Consider the following 20,664-nt stretch of genomic DNA (forward strand, 5'->3'; position numbering starts at 1 on the left):
CATGGCGAAGACCCCGCGGCTCATGCCGCAGAACCCCAGGATGTTCCGCGCCGAGGTCGTCAGGACCGAGCGGGTCACCCCCTCCCTGCACCGCGTGACCGTGACGGGCGCCGACCTCGCCGACTTCCCGTGGATGGGCTACGACCACTGGTTCCGCCTCTTCATGCAGCTCCCCCACCAAGACGCCCTGCGGCTGCCCGAGTTCTCCGGCGCCCGGTGGTGGCAGCCCTACCTCGCCATCCCCACGGCCGAGCGTCCGCACTACTCGAACTACACCGTCGCCGCGTTCCGCCCCGAAACGGCCGAAATGGACATCGAGTTCGTCGTGCACCGCACACCGGACGGCGAACTCGAGGGCCGTGCCGCGATATGGGCCTGCGGCGCGCGGGCCGGGGACGCGCTGGCGCTCCTCGACCAGGGCGTCATGTTCGACTGCCCGGAGGACGCCTCCGAGGTCCTCCTCGTGGCCGACGAGAGCGGGATGCCCGCCGCCACGGGCATCCTGCGGTCCCTCCCCCGCGACACCGTGGGCCGCCTGATCCAGGAGGTCCCCACCCCCGACGACCGGCGCGACCTCGACGCCCCCGCCGGGATCGCCGTCACCTGGGTCGTGCGCGAAGACCCGCACGCCGTCCCCGGCTCCGTCGCACTCGCCGAACTGCGGGGGCACACCCCGCCGGACGCCACCGGGTACGCCTTCGTCGTCGGCGAGCAGAGCCTCGCCACCAAGGGCCGCCGGCACCTGCACCGCGCCGGCCTCCCCAAGGACCGCATCACCTTCTCCGGCTTCTGGCGGCACGAGGCGCGCCACGCAAACGCCTGACCGCCGCCGCGGTGGGACCCGCGTCGCCCCGGACCCGCACGCGGGAGGCACATCGCGCACGGAGGGCGCACAAAGCGAACAGTTGAGCCCTGTACGCGCTCCCGCGTGAACGGGGAGAATGCCTAGCGCAAGCGATCATGCGACCGTGACGTGCGCCGTCCGGTCGCCGACTCCCGGAAGGCGGGTCGACTGCCGTGCTGCTGCATCTACCCACGTCCGTGCCCGAGGCACAGGAGTTCATGGCCCAGGGGGCGGTGCCCGTCGGCGGGGCGACGCTCGTCTGGGCCACCTGGCAGCGCGACGGGTTCCCCGAGCGGGCCATGTCGCTGCGCAACCTGCCGGAGGCCAACGCGATCGAACGCGAGGCGCTGGGCGCGGCGGTGGTGCTGAACCGGATCGACGACCGGGTTCCGGAGGTGCTGCGGCGGGCGGCCGCCGGTGTGGGCACCGGCGCCGTGCGGCGGACGGCCACCGTCGGCGGCAACCTCGTCGGCAGCACCCTGCGCTGCCTGCTGCCCGCGGCCCTCGTCCTAGGCTCCCGCGCGATCACCCTGGAGCCGGACCGGACCCACGAGACCGATCTGGCCGAGGCCGTGGCCAAGCAGCACCTCCTGCTCGGCATCCGCTGGCGGGAGCCGCTGGTCAGCACCTACGACAAGCTGCCCGGCGAGGCGGGCGGACCCCCGCCCCTGGTCGTCGCCGCCGCCGTGCACGCCGCGGACGAGAGACGCCTCCTGCGCGTCGCCGTCCGTGATGGGCACCAAGTGCTCGGTGCGAACGCGCCGTTCGACGGCGGCACCGGGGCGGCCCTGCACGCGCTGCGGGAGACCGACCTCGCCGCGCTCCACCCCGAGGCGTGGGAAGCGGTGCGCCGGCAGGTCACCGGACTCGCCGGTCGCCTCCCCGGCGCCTGACCCCGCGCAGCCGCATTCGCGGTCCGCGGTCCCGGCGGCGCCCCCACCCCGGATCCGCGAGGAATCCGCGAGATCTCTTCCGTCACATCGGGTATGCCCGGGCCTTCCCGGTTGTTGATGTGTGCGAGGGCCCGCGCCGGTGACCGGCGCGGGGCCCGCCCGTCCCCCACCGGATCGGAAGAGACGAGAGAAGAGATGGATGACACGCCGGAAGACCCGCGGCGCGGCGCCGCGTTCGGCATGGTCCGAAGCGGGGCGGACCCGGCGCGGATGTGCCTCATCACACCCGACGGCGTCACCACGGTCGAGTTCGTCGTGGAGCCGTCGGTCGGCCTCCGGTGCGCCGGCGCGGAATGCGCCGCGGCGCTGGCGCTGAACCGCTGGCTCCACGACGCGGACCCCGCACGGTACTTCGAGCTGCAGGTCGCGTTCCTGCAGTTCGAGTACAACCCCGGTCACGAGTCCTTCGCCGCCGAGGAGGTCCGTGCGCTGCGCGCCCTCCTCGCGGAACAGCGGGGGAGCACGCGGTGGAACGGCGCCCTGGCGAGCCTGCTCGCCAGGCTGGAGGCCTGCGAGGCGGAGCTTTGACATCCTCCCCGTCCTAATGGACGGGGATTCCTGGCTCACGTGGGCTGGGGACCAGCGGTCCTCCAGCGCTTACACGATCGGCACCAGCCGGGTTGAGACCAGCCCGGACCAGCATCAGGCGTGCGGAGTTCTTGTCCCTGGGAGAGACGGCTCCGCACGCGGTGCAGGTGTAGGTACGTTCCGAAAGAGGAAGTGCGTGCTTGGTTCTCGCTCCGCACGACGCGCAGTCCATGGTGGTGTGCGCGGGATGCACCAAGCGGACGTCCCGCCCGTGCTTGCGGCCCATCTCGATCAGAGCCGCCTTCGTGGCACCGATCGCCGAGTCCGCCGCCTTCCGCGCCATCGTGGTCTTCGCAAGGAACTTCGGCCGAAAGTCCTCCACCGCGATCGCATCATGGTGGCGCACGACGCGCTTGGCCCACTTGCGGGCAGTGTCCTGCCGCTGGCGGGTGATCTTCTTGGACACCTTCGCGGCGGCCCGGCGGGCCTTGCGGTAGCCACCGGTGTCGGGCTTGTTCCGCGGGGTACGCCGGCGGGCCATCATCTTCTGGTACCGCGCGAGGCGCTGCGCGGCGGTCTTCCCGTGCTGGGCGTGCGGCAGGTCGTGGGCGTCGCTGGTCGTGGTCGCGGTCTCACGCACGCCCCAGTCCACGCCGATCACGGCGCCGGTTGCAGGTAGCGGCTCCGGGGCCGTGGTCACGACGAACGAGGCATACCAGTGGCCAAGGCTGTCGCGGTACACCCGCACCGACGAGGGTGCGGACGGCAGGTCACGGGACCACACCACCGTCAGCACGATGCCGCCCGCCAGGTGCAGGCGCCTCTCCTTGAGCCTAAAACCGCGGGTGGTGTAGTTCAGCGACGGAGCCGCGCCGCGCTTGCGCTTGATCCGGGGCATCCCGGCCCGCTGCCGCATCGCCAGCCGCGCCGCGATGTCCTTCAGGGCTTTGGTCCGGGACTTGGCGAAGTCCCGGATGACCTGCTGCTGCGGCACCGAGCTGCCCTCCCGCAGCCACGCCATCGACCGCCGCGCCTCGGTCAGCATCCTGTCCAGCTGCGCAGGGCCACACGTGACCTTCTCATCGGCGGTCCGGTTCAGACCGTGGACCCTGCGGGACACCGCCACGCACTCATTCCACACCCACCTGCACCGTGCCCACTCCGCCTCCAAACCGGCACCCGCCGACGACGACACGCGCAGCCGAAAGGTGAACCGGGCATGCCCCGACCCCTGCCCGGCCACCACTGTCGACGTCACGCCCCGGAACCTAACAGCCCCCACTGACAGCGAAGGAGAGTGCCGGTCAGAAATGACATGCAGAGAACTCCGCCGCATCGCGGCTCCGCCCCAAGGACCCATTCCTCCCCGGCTGATGGCCGAGGCATCCTGGGAGAAATCAGGTGACCGCCGGCGGGTGAGGCCGGCGGGCGGGATCAGTCGGCGGCGGGCGGCAGGAGGCGCTCGGTCATCGCGCGCACGGCCGCCACGACCGCCTCGCGATGCCGGACGCGCCGGGCCGCTTCCTCGCCGTCCCCCGGATTGCGGATGCTCGCGGGCGTGGTGACCCACGCCTGCGCGGCGGACAGCGCGACCATCAGCGCGTCCATGCCCGCCTCGAGGCCCACACCGTGGGCGTCCGCGACCGCCTGCGCCTTGGCGAGGTGGTTGTCCCGTTCCATGGCCGACGCCTCGGGACGCTCGAGGGCCTTCCACTGCGTCAGCTTGATGAGGTCGGGGTCGTCGGTGAAGGCGTCGAACAGGGCTCCCGCGTAGCCGGCCAGGTCGTCGGGGGTGAAGGGCACGACGTCCGCCAGCACCCGCAGCCGGGCCTCGAGCACCGCGTCGAAGAGCTCGTCCTTGGAGCCGAAGTAGGCGTAGATGGCCTGCTTGTTGGCCGGCGCGGCCTTGGCGATCCGGTCGACACGGGCGCCGGCGAGCCCGTGCGCGACGAATTCGCCGTATGCGGCCTCGATGAGGCGCGCCCGCGTGGCGGCGGAGTCATAAGCCATGGTGACAGCCTAGGAGATCCAGGTCGGGCGGGGCGTCGCGGTGGGCGGCACGGCCCGCGGTCGCCGTAGGCTCCCGCCTCCCACAGGAAACCAACCGGATGGTTGCATTCCCGAGCCCCTCGGCCTACATTTAAACCATCCGGTTGGTTTCTAATCTGGCCGACCCCCCTCACCCGGCGTGCCTCCACACGCAGGCCGGAAGCCGAGCACAGGAGCACCTCATGTCCCTCGTCACCGACATCCCCTTCGGCGCCCGTTCCACGGCGGCGGACGTCGTACGCGACGTCGACCTCTCCGGCAAGCGCGCCGTCATCACGGGCGGCGCCTCGGGCATCGGCCTGGAGACGGCCCTCGCCCTGGCCGGGGCGGGTGCGGAGGTGACCCTCGCCGTACGCGACCCGCACGCGGCCGGGCCCGCCGCCGACCGCATCCGCCGGGAGACCGGCCGGGACGACGTCGGCGTCGCCCGCGTCGACCTGGCCGACCTCGACAGCGTCCGCGCCTTCACGCAGGACTGGACCGGGCCGCTGCACATCCTGGTCAACAACGCGGGCGTCATGGCGGTACCGGAACTCACCCTCACCCCGCAGGGGCGGGAGACCCAGTACGCCGTGAACCTCACCGGTCACGCGGCACTGACCCTCGGCCTGCACGGGGCGCTGCGCGCCGCCGGCGGCGCCCGGGTCGTGATGGTCGCTTCCTCGGCCCATCTGATGGCCCCGGTGGACTTCGACGACATCCACTTCGCCCGCCGCCCCTACGAGGCATGGACGGCGTACGGCCAGTCGAAGTCGGCCGCGATCCTGTTCACCGTCGCGCTGGCCGGGCACTGGGCGACCGACGGCATCACCGCCAACGCGCTGCACCCCGGCGGCATCATGACCAACCTGCAGCGGCACCTCAGCGACGAGCAGCTGCGGTTCGTGGGCGCCACGAACGACGCGGGCGAGAGGCTGGACGTCCCGCCGGGCTGGAAGACCCCGCAGCAGGGCGCGGCCACCCAGGTGCTCCTCGCCGCCTCGCCGCTGGTCGAGGGCGTGAGCGGCCGCTACTTCGAGGACTGCCGCCCGGCGGCGCTCCAGCCCGAGCCCGCCGCGGGCGGGACCGGTGTCGCGTCCTGGGCGGTCGACCCGGCCTCGGCCGAGCGGCTCTGGGACGAGACGCGGAACGAACTCGGGTACTGACGCGGCCTCCCGGCCGCCGGCCACGGCGCGGGGGCGGGGGCGGGCGGATGCGGGGTGCGGAACCCGGTCGTGCGCCCGGGTCCCGCACCCCGCCTGCCGGTGAACGGGGTCAGGGCCAGATCAGGTCGACGCGCTCCTGGGCGATCGGGTAGCCGGCCCTGGCGAAGTGGGCGGCCATCGGGGTGTTGGCCTGGTCCGTCCCGGCCACGATGCCGTCCACGCCCTCGCCGGCGAGCTTGTGCGTGGCCTCGACGAGCAGGTCGTAGGCGTATCCGTGGCCGCGGTGCTCGGGCACGACGCCGATGTAGCCGATGAGGGGATCCCCGTAGTGGCGGCCGGGGACGCTCAGGCCGACGAGGTCCCCGGCGGAGTCGTAGGCCAGGCGCCACCATTCGCGCGGGCTCGGCAACCAGAGCAGATAGTCCAGCTGTTCCCGCGCGGCCGCCTCGAGCCCGGACCGGGCGACGGTACGGCGCACATGGGCGTCGAGACTGCCCTGGTGGATGCGGCGGAAGACGTCGAGGACCGCCGCGTCGTCCGGCTCGGGGCGGAACTCGAGGCGGCCCGGGCGCGCGGGCACTCCGCATTCCGGCGTCCAGCGGTAGCGGAAGCGCTCGACCAGCGGGGTCAGGCCCGCGGCGACGGCGGCGTCGATCCGGGCCCGGGCCTGCTCGCGGACCGCGGGGACGTCGCGCCAGCCGGGCGGGAGTTTGAGGGAGTACTCGGCGCGCAGCGGCGAGGTGCGGAGCAGTTCCACGCCCGCGCCGGCGTCGGTGAAGTCGAACCAGTCCAGGGCGAGCGGCTTGTCGTCCTCCGGCCCGGCCCACCACGCGGCGCGCGCGACGACGACGCCGTCCCGCAGGGCCACCCAGGTCCACTCGGGGCGGTACTCACCGGCGGCGGCCATCGCGCCGTAGGTGTCGCCAAAGGCGGCGAAGCCGACAAGGCCGGGATCGGGCAGGGATTCGAAGAGCGTTTCCTCGCCTGCGGCGAGGGGGCGGATGACCAGATCGGTCACGCGAGGTCCTTCCGGGTGGTGACGCGCTCCCGTTCAGATCCTCGGCGCCCTCGGAACGGGGTGGGAGCACATGAGAGTCGGCTGGCTCACGGTTCCCACCTCCTTTGGCGATCGAGGACGCGAACGCACCCTAACAGCGTGATCGATTCGCCCGCAACGATCCTGAACGGCGGCCCCTCGCGCGGCGGTTCAGCCGAAGGCCCGGCGCACGCGGTCGAGGCGCAGGCGGTTCGCCGCCGGCCAGTCCTCGGCGGCGTCGATCGGCACCCGCACCGCGACCTGGGTGGACGGCGTGTCGTGGACCGTCACCTCCATCGGGTCGTCCGGCACGATGTCCAGCCACGCGGTGCGTTCGTCGAGGCAGCGCCCTCACTCGTCGAGGTCTTCGAGCGAGAGGACCAGCCGCACCCGCCCGCTGACGAAGCCGCTCTCCACCACGATCTCGGCCCCGTGGTACCGGTCGTCGCCGATGACCGACGGCGGACCGCCTTCCATCCTGACGCTGACGCTCTGCCCTTCGTCGTCGAAGCGGAAGAGCTCGAGTGGCTGCGCGTGGTCCGTCATGTGTGCCTCGTGGGTGCGTCACGCCGTTGGAGGGCGAGGGTCCAGGTGTGCACGGTGTACGCGGCGGGCCGGCCCGGCCCGGGTTCGGCGACGACCGCGGTGAGACGGTCGCCGTCGAGGCGCAGCTCGCTGACGAGGCCGGACGTCTTGTCGGCCGCCACCGGCAGCAGTTCGGCGAGGACGGTGCCGGTCAGGCCGCGGTCGACGGCGCGGAGCACCCCGGCGTCGAGCACCAGGATCGTGCCGTCCTCCAGCACCACGGGCCGCGGCGCCACCGAGTCGGTGAGCCGTGGGCCGCGCTCGATCACGCCTCCGGGCAGCAGCCTCACCACGCGGCTCTCGGTGGGGTGCCTCCGGTCGGTCTCGACGACGCGGATGCCGGAGCCGACGACGTAGTGGCCGCAGCTGCGCCAGGAGTCCGTGGTGGCGCCGTCGCGGTCGTGCTGCCAGGTGTCGAAGAAGTCGTAGCCCTGCAGGCCGAGCAGGAAACGCCCACCGCGCAGCGCGGCGCCGCGCTCCCCGCGCAGTTCGGCGATCAGGCTGCCGTCCGCCAAGTCGAGCAGCAGGGCCGGGCCGAGGAACCCCCACGGCGTGTAGTCGAGGGAGTCCGTGGTGACCAGGACCCTGCCCCCGGAGATGTGGGCGGCGTTGGGGCGTCCGTCGAAGGCATGCGTCCAGCGCGTCCGCCCCGAGACGTCGACGCAGCGGACCTGTCCGGTCGCCCCCTGGATGCGCAGGTCGTCCCGCCGCGCCAGCGGCCGTCCGTCGGGCCGCGACAGGTACGGCGGTTGCCCCACCGCACTGTGACGGTCCAGCACGGCGACGCGCCACCGACCGGGCTCCGCCCCCTCGGCGCGACCGCTCCCCTCGGGTATCGGCATGGGCGTGATGTTAGGGGGTTTCCCGTCGATCACCCAGTCGGCCGGACGACGACGCGATGGAACCGGCCGGCCGGTCAACCGCGCGGTGTGATCTCCCGCGGACCGTAGAGGGCCGCCGCCTGCCCGGTGACCAGCGCCCAGTAACGGTCGCCGTAGGACCAGTGCCACCATTCCGTCGGGTAGTTCACCAGGCCCGCGGCGGTGAGCACCGCGCCCAGCAGCTTCCGGTTGACGGCGGCCTCCTCGCCGATGCCGGCCGCGTGGGTGTAGCAGGCGCCCCCGCTCTCCTCCGGGTCGGCGTTCATCCGGGTGCCCAGGTCCAACTCGCGTCCGCCGCCGTCGGCCAGGGTGAGGTCGACGGCCGCGCCGGCGCTGTGCGGTGCGATGTCGGGCGGGGACACGTAGCGGCTCGCCGCCGCGTGGATCCGGGCGTCGGACCAGTCCGGGTTCTCGCCGCGCAGCCGGCCCGCGTACTCCTCGAAGTACTCCCGCTGGAGCGAGGGCGGACGGTAGCCCTCGACGAACAGCAGGCGCAGGCCCGGCGGTAGCAGTGCCTGGGCTTCGAGCAGCCGCTCCAGGACGCCTTCCCGCAGGTGGGCGAAGGCGTCCGCCGGGTCCTGCTTGCGGGTGTCCACCAGCAGCGCGCCGCCGCGGCGGACGTCCACGAGGGGTTCACCGCATTCCCCGACCGGTATCGCGGCGACCCGCGGGTCGGACGTCAAGACGATCTCATCCATGCCGCGATCATCCCGCACGCGATGCGTCCGGTCCGGGGACATCCGTGTGGCGCCGGGACCGTGTGCGCGGACGCCGCGGACGCCGCGGACGCCGCGGACGCCGCGGGCGGCTTGCGGCGCCGCACCCGGTTCTCCCGGGCGCGGCGCCGCCTGCGGCGTACGCCTACTCGTCGATCGCCGCGCCGAACTGCGCGTCGGCCGTCGGCGCGCCGAGCGTCGCGCCGTTGTAGGTCCACGTGCCCTTGGCGACCAGGCCGGAGGACGACGCGGGGAGCACCCAGAGGAAGCCGTCGTTCGTGTTCTCGCCCGGGGCCGCCGCGAGGAGGCCGAACCGGCCGTCCTTGTCGGCGTCGATCAGCCGGATCTGGCCGCCCCAGCGGTCGGAGGCCTCGGCGGCGCCCGGGATGCCGGCGGTGTTCTGGTCGAAGCTGCGCGCTCCCGTCGCGGTGAGGCCGCCCCGTGCGCCGCGCAGGGTCCAGACCGCGCCGGCGTCGGCGACGGAGCCGATGTCCTCGCCGGGGGCCCCGATGGCGAGGTCGGGGTGCCCGTCGCCGTTGGTGTCGCCGGAGGACAGCTCGGCGCCCCAGCGGTCGCCCGCCTCGGCAACACCGGGGACGCCCGCCGAGTCCTGGGTCCACGTCTGCGCCGGGGTCGGGTCGAGGCCGGAGAGGTCGCCCTTGCCGAGGTGGACGGAGACGGATCCGCCGAGCGCGGCGCCGGTGCCCGTGTCGCCTATGGCCAGGTCGTCCTGGCCGTCCTGATTGAAGTCGCTGGAGACGACCGCGGGCCCGCCTTCGAAGGTGCCGCCGTCCGCGAGGTCCTCGACGCCGGGTGCGCCGTGCAGCACCTGGGTGACGCCGATCCCGGGCCGGTCGCCCGTGGTCACCCCGGAGACCGCCAGGTCGGCCCAGGAGTCCTCGTTGTAGTTGCCGTGGCTGAGGCTCCGCAGGGCGAGGCCGGAGTCCTGCGCCGTGCGTTCGAGGGCGTGCACTCCCCGGTCCGCCTGCCGCAGTCGCGGTGCGGCGGCCGCCCCCGGCTCCGCGGTGAAGAACAGCAGGGAGTCGTTCTCCAGGACGGCGATGCTGTCGCGCAGATTGGCGTCGGGGTCCGAGGGATCCGGGGCGAAGTACCGGGCGGCCTCGACGGCCCGCCCGAAGTTGGCGCCGGCCCGCGGCTGGTCGGGGTCCTGCAGCCAGAAGCTGTCGCCGCCGCGCAGTCCGGTCGGGGAGCCCCAGAAGACGACCGCGCCGCCGGCGTCGGAGAGCGTGCCGAGGTCCTCGCCGGGGATGCCGACGATCGCGTCGTCGTAGCCGTCGTTGTCCAGGTCGCCGGTGGCGACGGCCCGTCCGAAGCCGTCGCCGGCCTCGGCGGCGCCGGCGACGCCCGAGGTGCTCTGGCTGAGGACGGTCCGCTTGGTGGTGCTGAGGCCGCCCGCCCCGCTGTACTGCACGGTGACGTACCCGGCGCCCTTGGCCCCGGACACGGTGGCGCCGGGGGCGCCGATCAGCACGTCGTCGTGGCCGTTGCCGTCGAAGTCGCAGTTGCGCTGCTGCCACCCGATCGACGGGAAGGGCACGTCCGCCTGTGCGGCGGGTGCGGTGAGCAGGGCGCCGCCGCCGAGGGTGAGGAGTGCCGCGGCCATGAGGGCCGCGCTCTTGATGTGACGCACAGAAGAACCTCCTTGGTCTCCTGGGTTGCCCTCGCCGTCCTCCGCGGCCGCGTCGTCCACCTGCGGCCGGGTGCCTCCCGGCCGGCAACGCCCGGTGTTCCGTCACCCAGAAGACACCTGGTGTTCGCGGAGGGTTGTAGTGGCCGTACGGACGGCCTCCCGGGTCCGGGCCGTCGGCCCGTGGCGGGCGGGACCGCCGGACGGGCGCGGCCTGCGTCTTTGACCGCGATTTGCCGCCGGGGCCACTGGTGCGGGGCCGCCCTCGGGATTCAGGATGATCCTCATGCCCGAATCCACTGCGTTCCACGACCTGGCGGCGTTCCTCGCGCTGCCCCGCGTCTCCTCGCTCGCGCTGTCACCGGACGGAACCCGTCTGGTGACGGCGGTTCAGGAGCTCTCCGCCGACCGCACCCGGTTCATCGGCGCCCTGTGGGAGGTGGACCCGGCCGGGGAGCGCCCGGCCCGGCGGCTCACCCGCTCCGGGCGCGGCGAGTCCGCGCCCCGGTTCCTGCCCGACGGCACCCTGCTGTTCCTGTCCGCACGTCCGGCCGCCGACCCGGGCGAGGGCGAGGAGGACCGGCAGGAGGCGGCTCTGTGGAGCCTGCCGGCGGGCGGCGGCGAGGCGGCACAACTGCTGGCCAGGGCCGGCGGGATCGACGAGTACGCGACGGCCACCGGCTCCTCCAGGATCGCCCTCGGGGCCTCCCTGCTGCCGGGCGCGGTGGACGCCGAGCAGGACCAGCGGCTGCGCGAGGCCCGCCGGAAGGCCAAGGTCTCGGCGATCCTGCACGAGTCGGTGCCGGTGCGGCACTGGGACCACGACCTGGGCCCGGGCGTCCCGCACGTGTTCACCGTCGCGGACGCCACCGCGCAGGAGCCCTCCGCCACGGACTGCGGCGCGCGCCACGCCGCCTTCGCCGAGGGCGTCGCGCTCTCCCCCGACGGCTCGCTGGTCGCGTACGCGACCGCGGTGGGCACCCTGCCCGACGAACTCCGCTCCGTGGTCGTCGTCGCGGACGCCGAGACGGGCAAGCCGCTGCGGATGCTGGAGTCCCCCGACGCGGAGTTCGGCGCCCCGGCGTTCACCCCGGACGGCCGGGACCTGGTGTGCGCCCGCCGGCAGCGGGTCACCTGGGACGCCCCCGGTGACGTCACGCTGTGGCTGGCGAGCGCGACGGACGACCGCGACGCCGGGCGCGACCTGCTGCCCGGTTTCGGCCAGTGGCCGGGCGCGCCCGTCGTCTCCCCGGTCCCGGGTCACGACGGCGCCCCGGTGGTGTACTTCACCGCCGACGAGGGCGGCCACGGCCCGGTCTTCCGGCTCTCCACCGGCAGCGGTGAACTGGTCGCGCTCACCGCCTCCGGTACGTACTCGGACGTGGTGGTCGGCCCGGACGGCGGCACCGTGTACGCGCTGCGCTCCGCGGTGGACAGCCCTCCGCTCCCCGTACGCCTGGACGCCGGGACCGCCGGGCAGCAGCCCGTTCCGCTCCCCTGCCCCGGGCAGGACACGGCCCTGCCGGGCAGCCTCACCGAGGTGCACACCACAGCCGAGGACGGGACGGCGCTGCGGGCCTGGCTGGTGCTGCCGGACGGCGCGGGCGCCGGCACCCCGGCGCCGCTGCTGCTGTGGGTGCACGGCGGCCCGCAGACCAGCTGGAACGCCTGGCACTGGCGCTGGAACCCGTGGGTGGCGGCGGCCGCGGGCTACGCGGTGCTGCTGCCGGACCCGGCGCTGTCCACCGGCTACGGCCAGCACATGCACGAACGCGGCTGGGCGCACTGGGGCGGCGCGCCGTACGACGACGTGATGGCGCTCACCGACGCGGCGCTGCTGCGGGACGACCTGGACGGCGGGCGCACCGCGATGATGGGCGGCTCGTACGGCGGTTACATGGCGAACTGGATCGCGACCCGCACCGACCGCTTCAAGGCGATCGTCACCCACGCGAGCCTGTGGAACATGTACAGCTTCGCCCAGGTCACCGACTTCCCGGCCTACTGGATGCGGCGGCAGGGCGACCCGCTGGTCAGCACCGAGCGGTACGAGCGCGAGTCCCCGCACCTGCGGGCCGCGCAGATCACCACGCCGATGCTGGTGATCCACGGCGACAAGGACTACCGGGTGCCGATCGGCGAGGGCCTGGCGCTCTGGAACGACCTGGCGCGGTTCGGGGTCCCGGCGAAGTTCCTGTACTTCCCGGACGAGGGCCACTGGATCGTCAAGCCCAACAACGTCCGCCTGTGGTACGCCACGGTGCTGGGCTTCCTGGCGCACCACGTCCTGGGCGAGGAGTGGCAGCGCCCCGACCTGGTCTGACGCCGCCCCATCCCACCCGCGCCGCCGGGGCCCGGCCCGAACCGGACCCCGGCGTTCGCGTACCGCGCGTCCAGGGTCATCCGGCGTGCGGGGCGCCGGACCGGTCCATTTGCTGGGGTCGGCCGAATGGACCGCTCAGGTGGAACCGGAGCCCCGGGGTCAGCCCTGATCTTGGGCGTATTGAGCCGCATGCCAGGTGGAGTCGATGGCGGGATTGCGCAGGGTCCCCCAGAAGCGGTCATCAGGGATCGATGGCAGTGGCGGACTGCCCAGGTCCTCGTGCAGATCCGTACGCCAGTCGACAGTGAAGTGGCCGCGGATGCTCACGCTCTCGCAAACGGACCTGTAGGGCGAGCCCCAGATCCCGTGCACCATCTTCTCCGCAGCCCACCTACGAGGAGCGTCCCGCTGGGTGTTCGCCTGCGCGATCACCGTGCGAAGTCGCAGGACCAGCGGGTTGGCCTGTTCCGGGCTTGGTGGGGCTTCGCACCGGTCCAGCGCGTCCAGGACCGATCTGACCTCCGGGTACTTGTTCAGGCCCGTTTCCACAGCCACTCTGCGCAGTTGCTGCCGCGCAGCCATGGCCACCTGTTCACGAGGCAGGATCGCGAGCAGCGCACCGAGTTCCTCAAGCCCGTCGAGGTGGCCGACATGCAGAACATCGGTGGGCCTGCAGGACAGGTCCAGCTCCGGCAGTTGCTCGTCCCGTCGGGGAAGGGGGTCGTCGGCGCTGCCCCAGTCCGGTCCGAGGGGCCTGGCCCGCTCCCAGAGCAGTCGGCCGTTGAACGTGACAGCACCCCCGTCCCGGCCGCTTTCAAGCTGGTCGGCAAGCTCTGCCAGATACGCGCCCAGCGAGTCGGCCCGTCCGAAGCCGGTGCCGGTCTCATCGAAGAAGCGTCCGATCGCACCGTAGGAGTCCCGCCCCCGGCGGCAGTCGATCGTGAGACCGTCGGCCGTCGCCCCGTAGGAACCGAACTTCAGGTAGGTGTCGAGCCAGTAGTGCTCGGCCTCCTCCTCGTCCAGACCCTCGGCGATGGCGCGCATGAACCTGGTGTCCCCGACGATCTCGCTCACCGAGAGCAGCCGGTCATGCGTGCTGAACCGGAAAGCCTCCGCGCCGTCCAGAGCCCCGTTGTGCCGGAGCAGTGACGCGAACAGATCAGGAGGGAAGGTGACGCCCAGTTCCTCCTCCGCTGCTGCTATCTCCTCATGTTCCGCGGGCGGCCCAAGCGTGGCGAAGGTGCGAGGCGCGTTCTCGCGCAGCCACTCGTCGATGCGGTCCCACGACTCCCGGACCGGGTCTCTTCTCATGAGCTGAGCCTAGAGACGGACACTGACAGCTTGATCGCCGCCTGCCGGCCACGGTAGCGGGGCGGCGTGCGGGCCTCGTTCGGTGCCGTGCCCACCAGGTCTCCCGCTCGGCTCGCCGACTCGAAGGCTCAATCGCCGGGCGAAACGGTAAGTCACAACGAGCGCGCCGGATCGGACGGCGCCCCTTCGGGAAGCCGGCCTCCGGCCCGGACTGCGTCCCGTCCGGGCCGTGCCAAGGCCCATCGCCGGTCGGCGGGCCGGGACATGACCGGACAAGCGAACCCAGCCAGTCCGAAAGTCACACCAACACCCTTGACACCACCGGTGCCTTGACCCCCTACTGGCCCTTGCAAAGCGAACTTGACAACGTTGTCTAGGCGCAGAAGGGGTGCTCGCGCATATGCAGCAGAGAGCTGCCCGGCACAGATGGAGTTCCTCGGCGGTCGTGTTGGTGACCGCCCTCGCCCTGGCCGCGGCCACACAGCAAGCGGCGGTCGCCGTGCCCGAGCCGGGGCCGCACGTCGACTCCTTCGCGTCGTCGTTCGAGTCGGGTGATCCGGCGCCCGACTGGCGCAACACGGTGGACACCGCGGCGGACGGGTCCAAGAGGGCCTCGGGAGTGGACGGTGGCTACAGCACCGGCATTCCCGGCAACCTCAACGACCACGTCACCGACATCCGGGCCAACGGCGAGTACGCGGACTCGGGCGAGGTGAAGGAGAACCTCGTCGACGCCGAGCCGGGGACCAAGTGGCTGGTCTTCCAGCCCACCGGCTGGCTGGAGTTCGACCTCGACGGCCCCGCGAAGGTGGTCACCTACGCGCTGACGTCCGCCAACGACGCCGCGGAACGCGACCCGCGGGACTGGACCCTGCAGGGCTCCACCGACGGCAAGGACTGGAAGACCCTGGACACCCGCTCCGGCGAGTCCTTCCCCGAGCGGTTCCAGACGAAGTCGTACGACCTCGCCGAGCCCGCCGAGTACCAGCACTTCCGGATCGACATCACCAGGAACAACGGCGCCTCGGGCATCACGCAGCTCGCCGACCTGCAGCTGTCGACGGGCAGCACCGGCGACCCCGTGCCGCAGGACATGCTCACGCTCGTCGACCGCGGCCCCAGCGGCTCCCCGACGGCGAAGTCGGGCGCCGGCTTCACCGGTACGCGGGCGCTGCGCTACGCGGGCCGGCACACGGGCGACGGCCGGGCGTACTCGTACAACAAGGTCTTCGACGTCGACGTGCCCGTCCGCCGGGACACCGCGCTGTCGTACCGGATCTACCCCTCGATGGCGGACGGCGACCGCGACTACGACGCCACCAACGTCTCCGTGGACCTGGTCTTCACCGACGGCACCTACCTCAGCCGCCTGGGCGCCACCGACCAGCACGGCTTCGCGCTCACCCCGCAGGGGCAAGGCGCGGCCAAGATCCTCTACGTGAACCAGTGGAACGACGTCTCCTCCCGGATCGGATCGGTCGCCGCCGGCAAGACCGTCGACCGCATCCTGGTGGCGTACGACTCCCCCAAGGGACCGGCGAAGTTCCGCGGCTGGCTGGACGACCTGGCGCTCGAGCCGCTCGCGCCGCAGAAGCCGAGGGAGCACCTGTCGGACTACGCGCTGACGACCCGCGGCACCAACTCCAGCGGCAGCTTCTCGCGCGGCAACAACTTCCCGGCGACGGCCGTCCCGCACGGCTTCAACTTCTGGACGCCGGTGACCAACGCGGGCACCCTCAACTGGCTGTACGACTACGCCAAGGCGAACAACTCCGACAACCTGCCGACCATCCAGGCGTTCAGCGCCAGCCACGAGCCCAGCCCCTGGATGGGAGACCGGCAGACCTTCCAGGTGATGCCGTCCGCCGCCTCCGGCACCCCGGACACGGCGCGCGGCGCACGGGCGCTGCCCTTCCGGCACGAGAACGAGACCGCCCGCCCCTACTACTACGGGGTGAAGTTCGAGAACGGTCTCAAGACGGAGATGGCGCCGACCGACCACGCGGCCGTGCTGCGCTTCACCTACCCCGGTGACGACACGAGCGTGCTCTTCGACAACGTCACCGAGCAGGCCGGCCTGACGCTCGACAAGGAGACCGGCACCTTCACCGGCTACTCCGACGTGAAGTCCGGGCTGTCCACCGGCGCCACCCGGCTGTTCCTGTACGGCGAGTTCGACGCCCCCGTCACCGAGGGCTCGTCGAGCGGTGTGAAGGGCTACCTGCGCTTCGACGCGGGTGAGGACCGCACCGTGTCGCTGCGCCTGGCCACCTCGCTGATCAGCATCGACCAGGCGAAGGACAACCTGCGCCAGGAGATACCGGACGGCACCTCCTTCGAGACGGTGAAGTCGCGCGCGCAGAAGCAGTGGGACAAGGTGCTGGGCCGCGTCGAGGTCGAGGGCGCCACGCCGGACCAGCTGACGACGCTCTACTCCAGCCTGTACCGGCTGTACCTGTACCCGAACTCGGGCTTCGAGAAGGTCGGTTCGAAGTACCAGTACGCGTCGCCGTTCTCCGCGATGCCCGGCCCCGACACCCCGACCCACACCGGCGCGAAGATCGTGGACGGCAAGGTCTACGTCAACAACGGCTTCTGGGACACCTACCGGACCACGTGGCCCGCGTACTCGTTCCTGACGCCGAGCCAGGCCGGTGAGATGGTCGACGGCTTCGTGCAGCAGTACAAGGACGGCGGCTGGACCTCGCGCTGGTCGTCGCCCGGCTACGCGGACCTGATGACGGGCACGTCCTCGGACGTGGCCTTCGCCGACGCCTACGTCAAGGGCGTGGACTTCGACGCCGAGGCGGCGTACGACGCGGCCGTGAAGAACGCGACGGTCGTCCCGCCGCAGTCGGGCGTGGGCCGCAAGGGCATGGCCACCTCCCCCTTCCTCGGCTACACGAGCACCGACACCCACGAGGGCCTGTCGTGGGCGCTGGAGGGGTACCTCAACGACTACGGCATCGCCGAGATGGGCAAGGCCCTCTACGCGAAGACCGGCAAGAAGCGCTACAAGGAGGAGTCCGCGTACTTCCTCAACCGCGCGCAGGACTACGTCAACCTCTTCGACTCGAAGGCCGGCTTCTTCCAGGGGCGTGACGCCCAGGGGAACTGGCGGGTCGACTCCGCGAAGTACGACCCGCGGGTGTGGGGCTACGACTACACCGAGACGAACGGCTGGGGCTACGCCTTCACCGCTCCGCAGGACAGCCGCGGTCTGGCCAACCTGTACGGCGGCCGGGACGGCCTGGCGAAGAAGCTCGACGAGTACTTCGCCACCCCGGAGACCGCCTCGCCGGAGTTCGTGGGCTCCTACGGGGGCGTCATCCACGAGATGACGGAGGCGCGGGACGTGCGGATGGGCATGTACGGGCACTCCAACCAGGTGGCCCACCACGTGACGTACATGTACGACGCGGCCGGGCGCCCCTGGGAGACGCAGAAGAACGTCCGCGAGGTGCTCTCCCGCCTCTACACCGGCAGCGACATCGGGCAGGGCTACCACGGCGACGAGGACAACGGCGAGCAGTCGGCCTGGTTCCTCTTCTCCTCGCTCGGCTTCTACCCGCTGGTGATGGGCAGCGGCGAGTACGCCGTCGGCTCCCCGCTGTTCACCAAGGCGACGGTCCACCTGGAGAACGGGCGGGACCTGGTCGTCAAGGCGCCGAAGAACAGCACGCGCAACGTGTACGTGCAGGGGCTGAAGGTCAACGGCCGCTCCTGGACGTCCACCTCGCTGCCGCACTCGCTGCTCGCCAAGGGCGGTGTGCTGGAGTTCGACATGGGCCCGAAGCCCTCGTCCTGGGGCACCGGCAAGAACGCGGCGCCGGTGTCGATCACCCAGGACGACAAGGCGCCCGCGCCCCGCGCGGACGCCGTCAAGGGCGACGGCGCGCTGTTCGACAACACCTCGGCGACGGACGCGGCGGTCACGACCGTGGACCTCCCGGTCGACGGACGCACCAAGGCCGTCCAGTACACGCTGACCTCGTCGGCGGACCGCGCCAAGGCGCCCACCGGCTGGACGCTGCAGGGCTCCTCGGACGGCACGCACTGGAAGACCCTCGACAAGCGCTCCGGTGAGTCCTTTACCTGGGACCGCCAGACCCGGGCCTTCTCGGTCGCCGCACCGGGCGGTTACACCCAGTACCGCCTGGTCCTGGATGCCGAGTCGACCCTGGCGGAGGTGGAGTTGCTGGCCTGATCCACCGATGGCGAAGGGGCGGGCGCGGAGTGGACTCCGCGCCCGCCCTCGTCGTTCACCGCGGGCCGGCGGCCGGTCCCGGGATCACTGCGTGTCGCACCTGTGCACGGTGAGACCACGACCCGCGAGGACGGCGTGGGCGCCTGGTCGGAGCACCCCTCCTTCGCGCCCCCTCGGTGACACACCGCCGGAGGGCGGGCGGCACCCCGGCGCCGGAGCACCGGGGTGCCGCCCCGCGCCGTCAGGGCGCCAGCAGGTTCAGCCAGGTCCCGGTCCGGACGGTGCCGTCCGCGGGCAGGCCGCGGGCGGACTGGAAGGAGCGCACCGCGGCGTCCGTCGCCGTGCCGAAGGCGCCGTCGACGGTCAGTCCCGCGCCGCGGGTGTTCAGCAGGTACTGCACGGCGGAGACCGCGGGCCCCGAGTCGCCCTGCCCCAGTGTCACGAAGACCAGCGGCTGCCAGGTCGCGGGGCCGACGACACCGTTCGAGGGCAGGCCGCGCGCGGTCTGGAAGGAGCGGACCCCGGCGGCGGTCGTGATGCCGAAGACGCCGTCCACGGCGAGCCCGACACCGCGGGCGTTCAGCAGGTACTGCAGGGCCCTGACCCGGGTGCCGCTCTGCCCCTGCTGCAGCAGGGGCCAGTCGGGCGCGGGCGTCCCGGCGCCGGTGGGGAGCGCGAACGGCAGCGGGAGCAGCAGTTGGGTGTTGCGGGCGGTCGGCGCCCCGCGCCGCAGGTCGATACCGCGGCCGACGGACTGGATGTCGTTGGCGGCCAGTTCGCGTGCCAGTGACGCGAGAGCGGCGGGGGTGCCGGTGTCCCCGCCGTACGACAGCGGCGCGTCGGCGTCGACCATGGTGGTGAAGATCGACAGGTAACCGCCGCCCTCGGCGATCTCGACGATCCGGGACTGCACGGGCCAGTCGATGTGCGAGGCCGTGTTCACCTCCCAGAAGCCGCGGCTGAGTGCGGAGGTCCAGGCGGGCTTGTGCGGGGTGATGTTGTTGGTGTGCGTGTGGCCGTCCACCATCAGTACGACGTTCGGGAAGCGCAGCAGCTTGTCGCGCAGGTCGGCACCGCTGTAGGGCGCGTCGTCGTCCGTGTTGTCCATCGAGTCGAGCGTGTGGTGGCAGCAGACGACGATCAGTTTGTCCTTGACCCCGGGCTGGGTGACGACCGTGCCGGGGCCCGTGCCGTTGGCGCGGTCCGTCTCGTAGCGGGAGCTGTTCGCCCTCAACTGCGCGTCCAGCCAATCCCACTGCGCCTCGTCGAGGGAGCCGTCCGCGCCTCCGGCCGCGTTGGTGGTGTCGAGCACGAGGACCTGGACGAGGTCGGAGGGGCCGGAGGGTATGGCGTAGTAGGCCCGGTCGCTGCCGGAGGTGAAGCCGTGCCCCGCGGGGGTGCCGGTGGTGCGGAAGTGCTCGGCGACGAACTCGCGCCGCTCCAGCAGGCGTCGCGCGGGGTCGGCGGTGACCTTCTCGGTGTCGAGGGTGAAGTCGCCGGTGATGATGTCCGTCAGCAGCTCGATGTAGTAGGCGGGACCGTTGTCGAAGACGTCGGGGACGCCCTCGATCTGGGTGATCTTCGTCGAGCCCGTGGCGATGCTCTTGAGCGGGTCGAACGGCAGGACGTCCGGTGCGACGTTGCCCTGCACGAGGCCGTCGTGGTTGCCGTAGGCGGCGTACCAGGGCATGCGCAGCCCGCCCGCGGTGAAGGGCCTGCGGGCGGCGGTGAGCAGACCGGCCACCAGGGGGAAGCCGGCCAGTTCGTTGTTGTCGGCGGGGCTCTGCCGGGCCTGCGGGTGCCAGTAGTGGACGTCGGTGCCGAACCGCCCGCTGCTCACGCTCTCGTCGAGGGCGAGGCTTCCGGAGTCGGGGGTGACGGTGTTGCCGTCCAGCAGGTCGATGTACCAACGGGTCTCGTTGTACTGGCAGTTGTCGACGGCGTCGCCGGTGACGACGGTGAAGGCCAGCGGCGCGCCGGTCCGCGGCCCGCGGCCGATCTGCCGGACGGCGCGGCACATCGCGTCGGTGGTCTGGGTCGAGAGGAACTCGTGCGCGCGGTAGGCGGACTCGGTGGGGTACGAGTTGTAGTGCGGCGGGCCGTGGTCGGCCAGCCGGTCGAGGCACTCGACGCGCAGCGGTGACTGGTCGTCGACGATGTGCAGGTCGGACATCTGGGCGAAGGCGATCAGCGACCGGGTCACCGTGGGCGAGGTGACGTTGGCCAGGTCCTTGCGGACGAGGTGGGGTTCGCCGGGTCCCGCGACGATCCCGCGGTAGCCGGACCCGAGGTCCGGGCCGCGCAGCAGCGTGCGGTCCAGGGTCGACAGGCCCGTTGCGGAACCGTCGGCGGCGGTGGTCCGTGGGGCTGCGGCCGCGAGGCCGGCGAGGCCGCCCGGGGCGACGGCGGCGGTCACCACGCTCACGGCGGTCGCCATC

At 72.4% G+C, this 20,664-nt stretch carries 14 protein-coding genes and 1 pseudogene; 6 read left to right on the forward strand and 9 right to left on the reverse strand.

What is annotated here, in order from left to right:
• Window position 1: 1 nt before the first annotated feature.
• The 3 genes from CHF15_RS11515 (at window position 2) to CHF15_RS11525 (ending at window position 2,325) form a co-directional block, all read left to right on the forward strand.
• On the forward strand, window positions 2-823 hold the full coding sequence (locus CHF15_RS11515; protein WP_089223630.1) for a siderophore-interacting protein: 822 nt from the start codon (window positions 2-4) through the stop codon (window positions 821-823).
• A gap of 194 nt (window positions 824-1,017) precedes the next feature.
• A complete protein-coding gene (locus CHF15_RS11520) occupies window positions 1,018-1,737 on the forward strand; it encodes an FAD binding domain-containing protein (protein ID WP_089223631.1) in 720 nt (239 codons plus the stop codon).
• Window positions 1,738-1,932: 195 nt separating this feature from the next.
• On the forward strand, window positions 1,933-2,325 hold the full coding sequence (locus CHF15_RS11525; protein WP_089223632.1) for a hypothetical protein: 393 nt from the start codon (window positions 1,933-1,935) through the stop codon (window positions 2,323-2,325).
• Window positions 2,326-2,338: 13 nt separating this feature from the next.
• Here the strand turns inward: CHF15_RS11525 and CHF15_RS11530 are convergent, their stop codons facing one another.
• Both CHF15_RS11530 and CHF15_RS11535 read right to left on the reverse strand, forming a co-directional pair.
• On the reverse strand, window positions 2,339-3,568 hold the full coding sequence (locus CHF15_RS11530; protein WP_410169633.1) for an RNA-guided endonuclease InsQ/TnpB family protein: 1,230 nt from the start codon (window positions 3,566-3,568) through the stop codon (window positions 2,339-2,341).
• A gap of 191 nt (window positions 3,569-3,759) precedes the next feature.
• A complete protein-coding gene (locus CHF15_RS11535) occupies window positions 3,760-4,335 on the reverse strand; it encodes a TetR/AcrR family transcriptional regulator (RefSeq protein ID WP_089223633.1) in 576 nt (191 codons plus the stop codon).
• A gap of 221 nt (window positions 4,336-4,556) precedes the next feature.
• On the opposite strand from CHF15_RS11535, the gene CHF15_RS11540 reads away from it, so the two are divergent.
• A complete protein-coding gene (locus tag CHF15_RS11540) occupies window positions 4,557-5,519 on the forward strand; it encodes an SDR family NAD(P)-dependent oxidoreductase (RefSeq protein ID WP_089223634.1) in 963 nt (320 codons plus the stop codon).
• A 109-nt stretch (window positions 5,520-5,628) separates the two neighbouring features.
• Here CHF15_RS11540 and CHF15_RS11545 read toward each other — a convergent pair whose 3' ends face one another.
• The 5 genes and pseudogenes from CHF15_RS11545 to CHF15_RS11565 all read right to left on the reverse strand — a co-directional run bounded on the left by CHF15_RS11545 (window position 5,629) and on the right by CHF15_RS11565 (window position 10,388).
• Window positions 5,629-6,537 (reverse strand): GNAT family N-acetyltransferase, encoded by a 909-nt coding sequence (locus tag CHF15_RS11545; protein WP_089223635.1) that lies wholly within the window; start codon window positions 6,535-6,537, stop codon window positions 5,629-5,631.
• A 189-nt stretch (window positions 6,538-6,726) separates the two neighbouring features.
• Window positions 6,727-7,101, reverse strand: a pseudogene (locus tag CHF15_RS11550) (DUF5959 family protein).
• Window positions 7,098-7,982: a hypothetical protein gene (locus CHF15_RS11555; RefSeq protein ID WP_089223636.1), complete on the reverse strand. Its 885-nt coding sequence runs from the start codon at window positions 7,980-7,982 to the stop codon at window positions 7,098-7,100. The pseudogene CHF15_RS11550 and the gene CHF15_RS11555 overlap by 4 nt, the downstream one beginning before the upstream one ends.
• A gap of 74 nt (window positions 7,983-8,056) precedes the next feature.
• Complete coding sequence (locus CHF15_RS11560; protein ID WP_089223637.1) at window positions 8,057-8,719, reverse strand: M15 family metallopeptidase; 663 nt, start codon at window positions 8,717-8,719, stop codon at window positions 8,057-8,059.
• Between the two features lie 163 nt (window positions 8,720-8,882).
• The gene (locus tag CHF15_RS11565) at window positions 8,883-10,388 is read right to left on the reverse strand and encodes an FG-GAP repeat protein (protein ID WP_089223638.1); all 1,506 of its coding nucleotides are present in this window, start codon (window positions 10,386-10,388) and stop codon (window positions 8,883-8,885) included.
• Between the two features lie 283 nt (window positions 10,389-10,671).
• On the opposite strand from CHF15_RS11565, the gene CHF15_RS11570 reads away from it, so the two are divergent.
• Window positions 10,672-12,708 carry a S9 family peptidase gene (locus CHF15_RS11570; RefSeq protein WP_179279746.1) on the forward strand — a complete coding sequence of 679 codons (2,037 nt, stop codon included), beginning with the start codon at window positions 10,672-10,674 and terminating at the stop codon, window positions 12,706-12,708.
• Window positions 12,709-12,867: 159 nt separating this feature from the next.
• Here the strand turns inward: CHF15_RS11570 and CHF15_RS11575 are convergent, their stop codons facing one another.
• Window positions 12,868-14,019 carry an SMI1/KNR4 family protein gene (locus CHF15_RS11575; RefSeq protein WP_089223640.1) on the reverse strand — a complete coding sequence of 384 codons (1,152 nt, stop codon included), beginning with the start codon at window positions 14,017-14,019 and terminating at the stop codon, window positions 12,868-12,870.
• A gap of 400 nt (window positions 14,020-14,419) precedes the next feature.
• Between CHF15_RS11575 and CHF15_RS11580 the strand changes: the two genes are divergently transcribed.
• The gene (locus CHF15_RS11580; protein WP_245938785.1) at window positions 14,420-18,226 is read left to right on the forward strand and encodes a GH92 family glycosyl hydrolase; all 3,807 of its coding nucleotides are present in this window, start codon (window positions 14,420-14,422) and stop codon (window positions 18,224-18,226) included.
• A gap of 241 nt (window positions 18,227-18,467) precedes the next feature.
• Here the strand turns inward: CHF15_RS11580 and CHF15_RS11585 are convergent, their stop codons facing one another.
• Complete coding sequence (locus CHF15_RS11585; protein WP_179279747.1) at window positions 18,468-20,663, reverse strand: TIGR03767 family metallophosphoesterase; 2,196 nt, start codon at window positions 20,661-20,663, stop codon at window positions 18,468-18,470.
• Window position 20,664 lies beyond the last annotated feature (1 nt).

The sequence above is a fragment of the Actinacidiphila glaucinigra genome (assembly GCF_900188405.1).
In the GTDB taxonomy this organism is placed as follows: Bacteria; Actinomycetota; Actinomycetes; order Streptomycetales; family Streptomycetaceae; genus Actinacidiphila; species Actinacidiphila glaucinigra.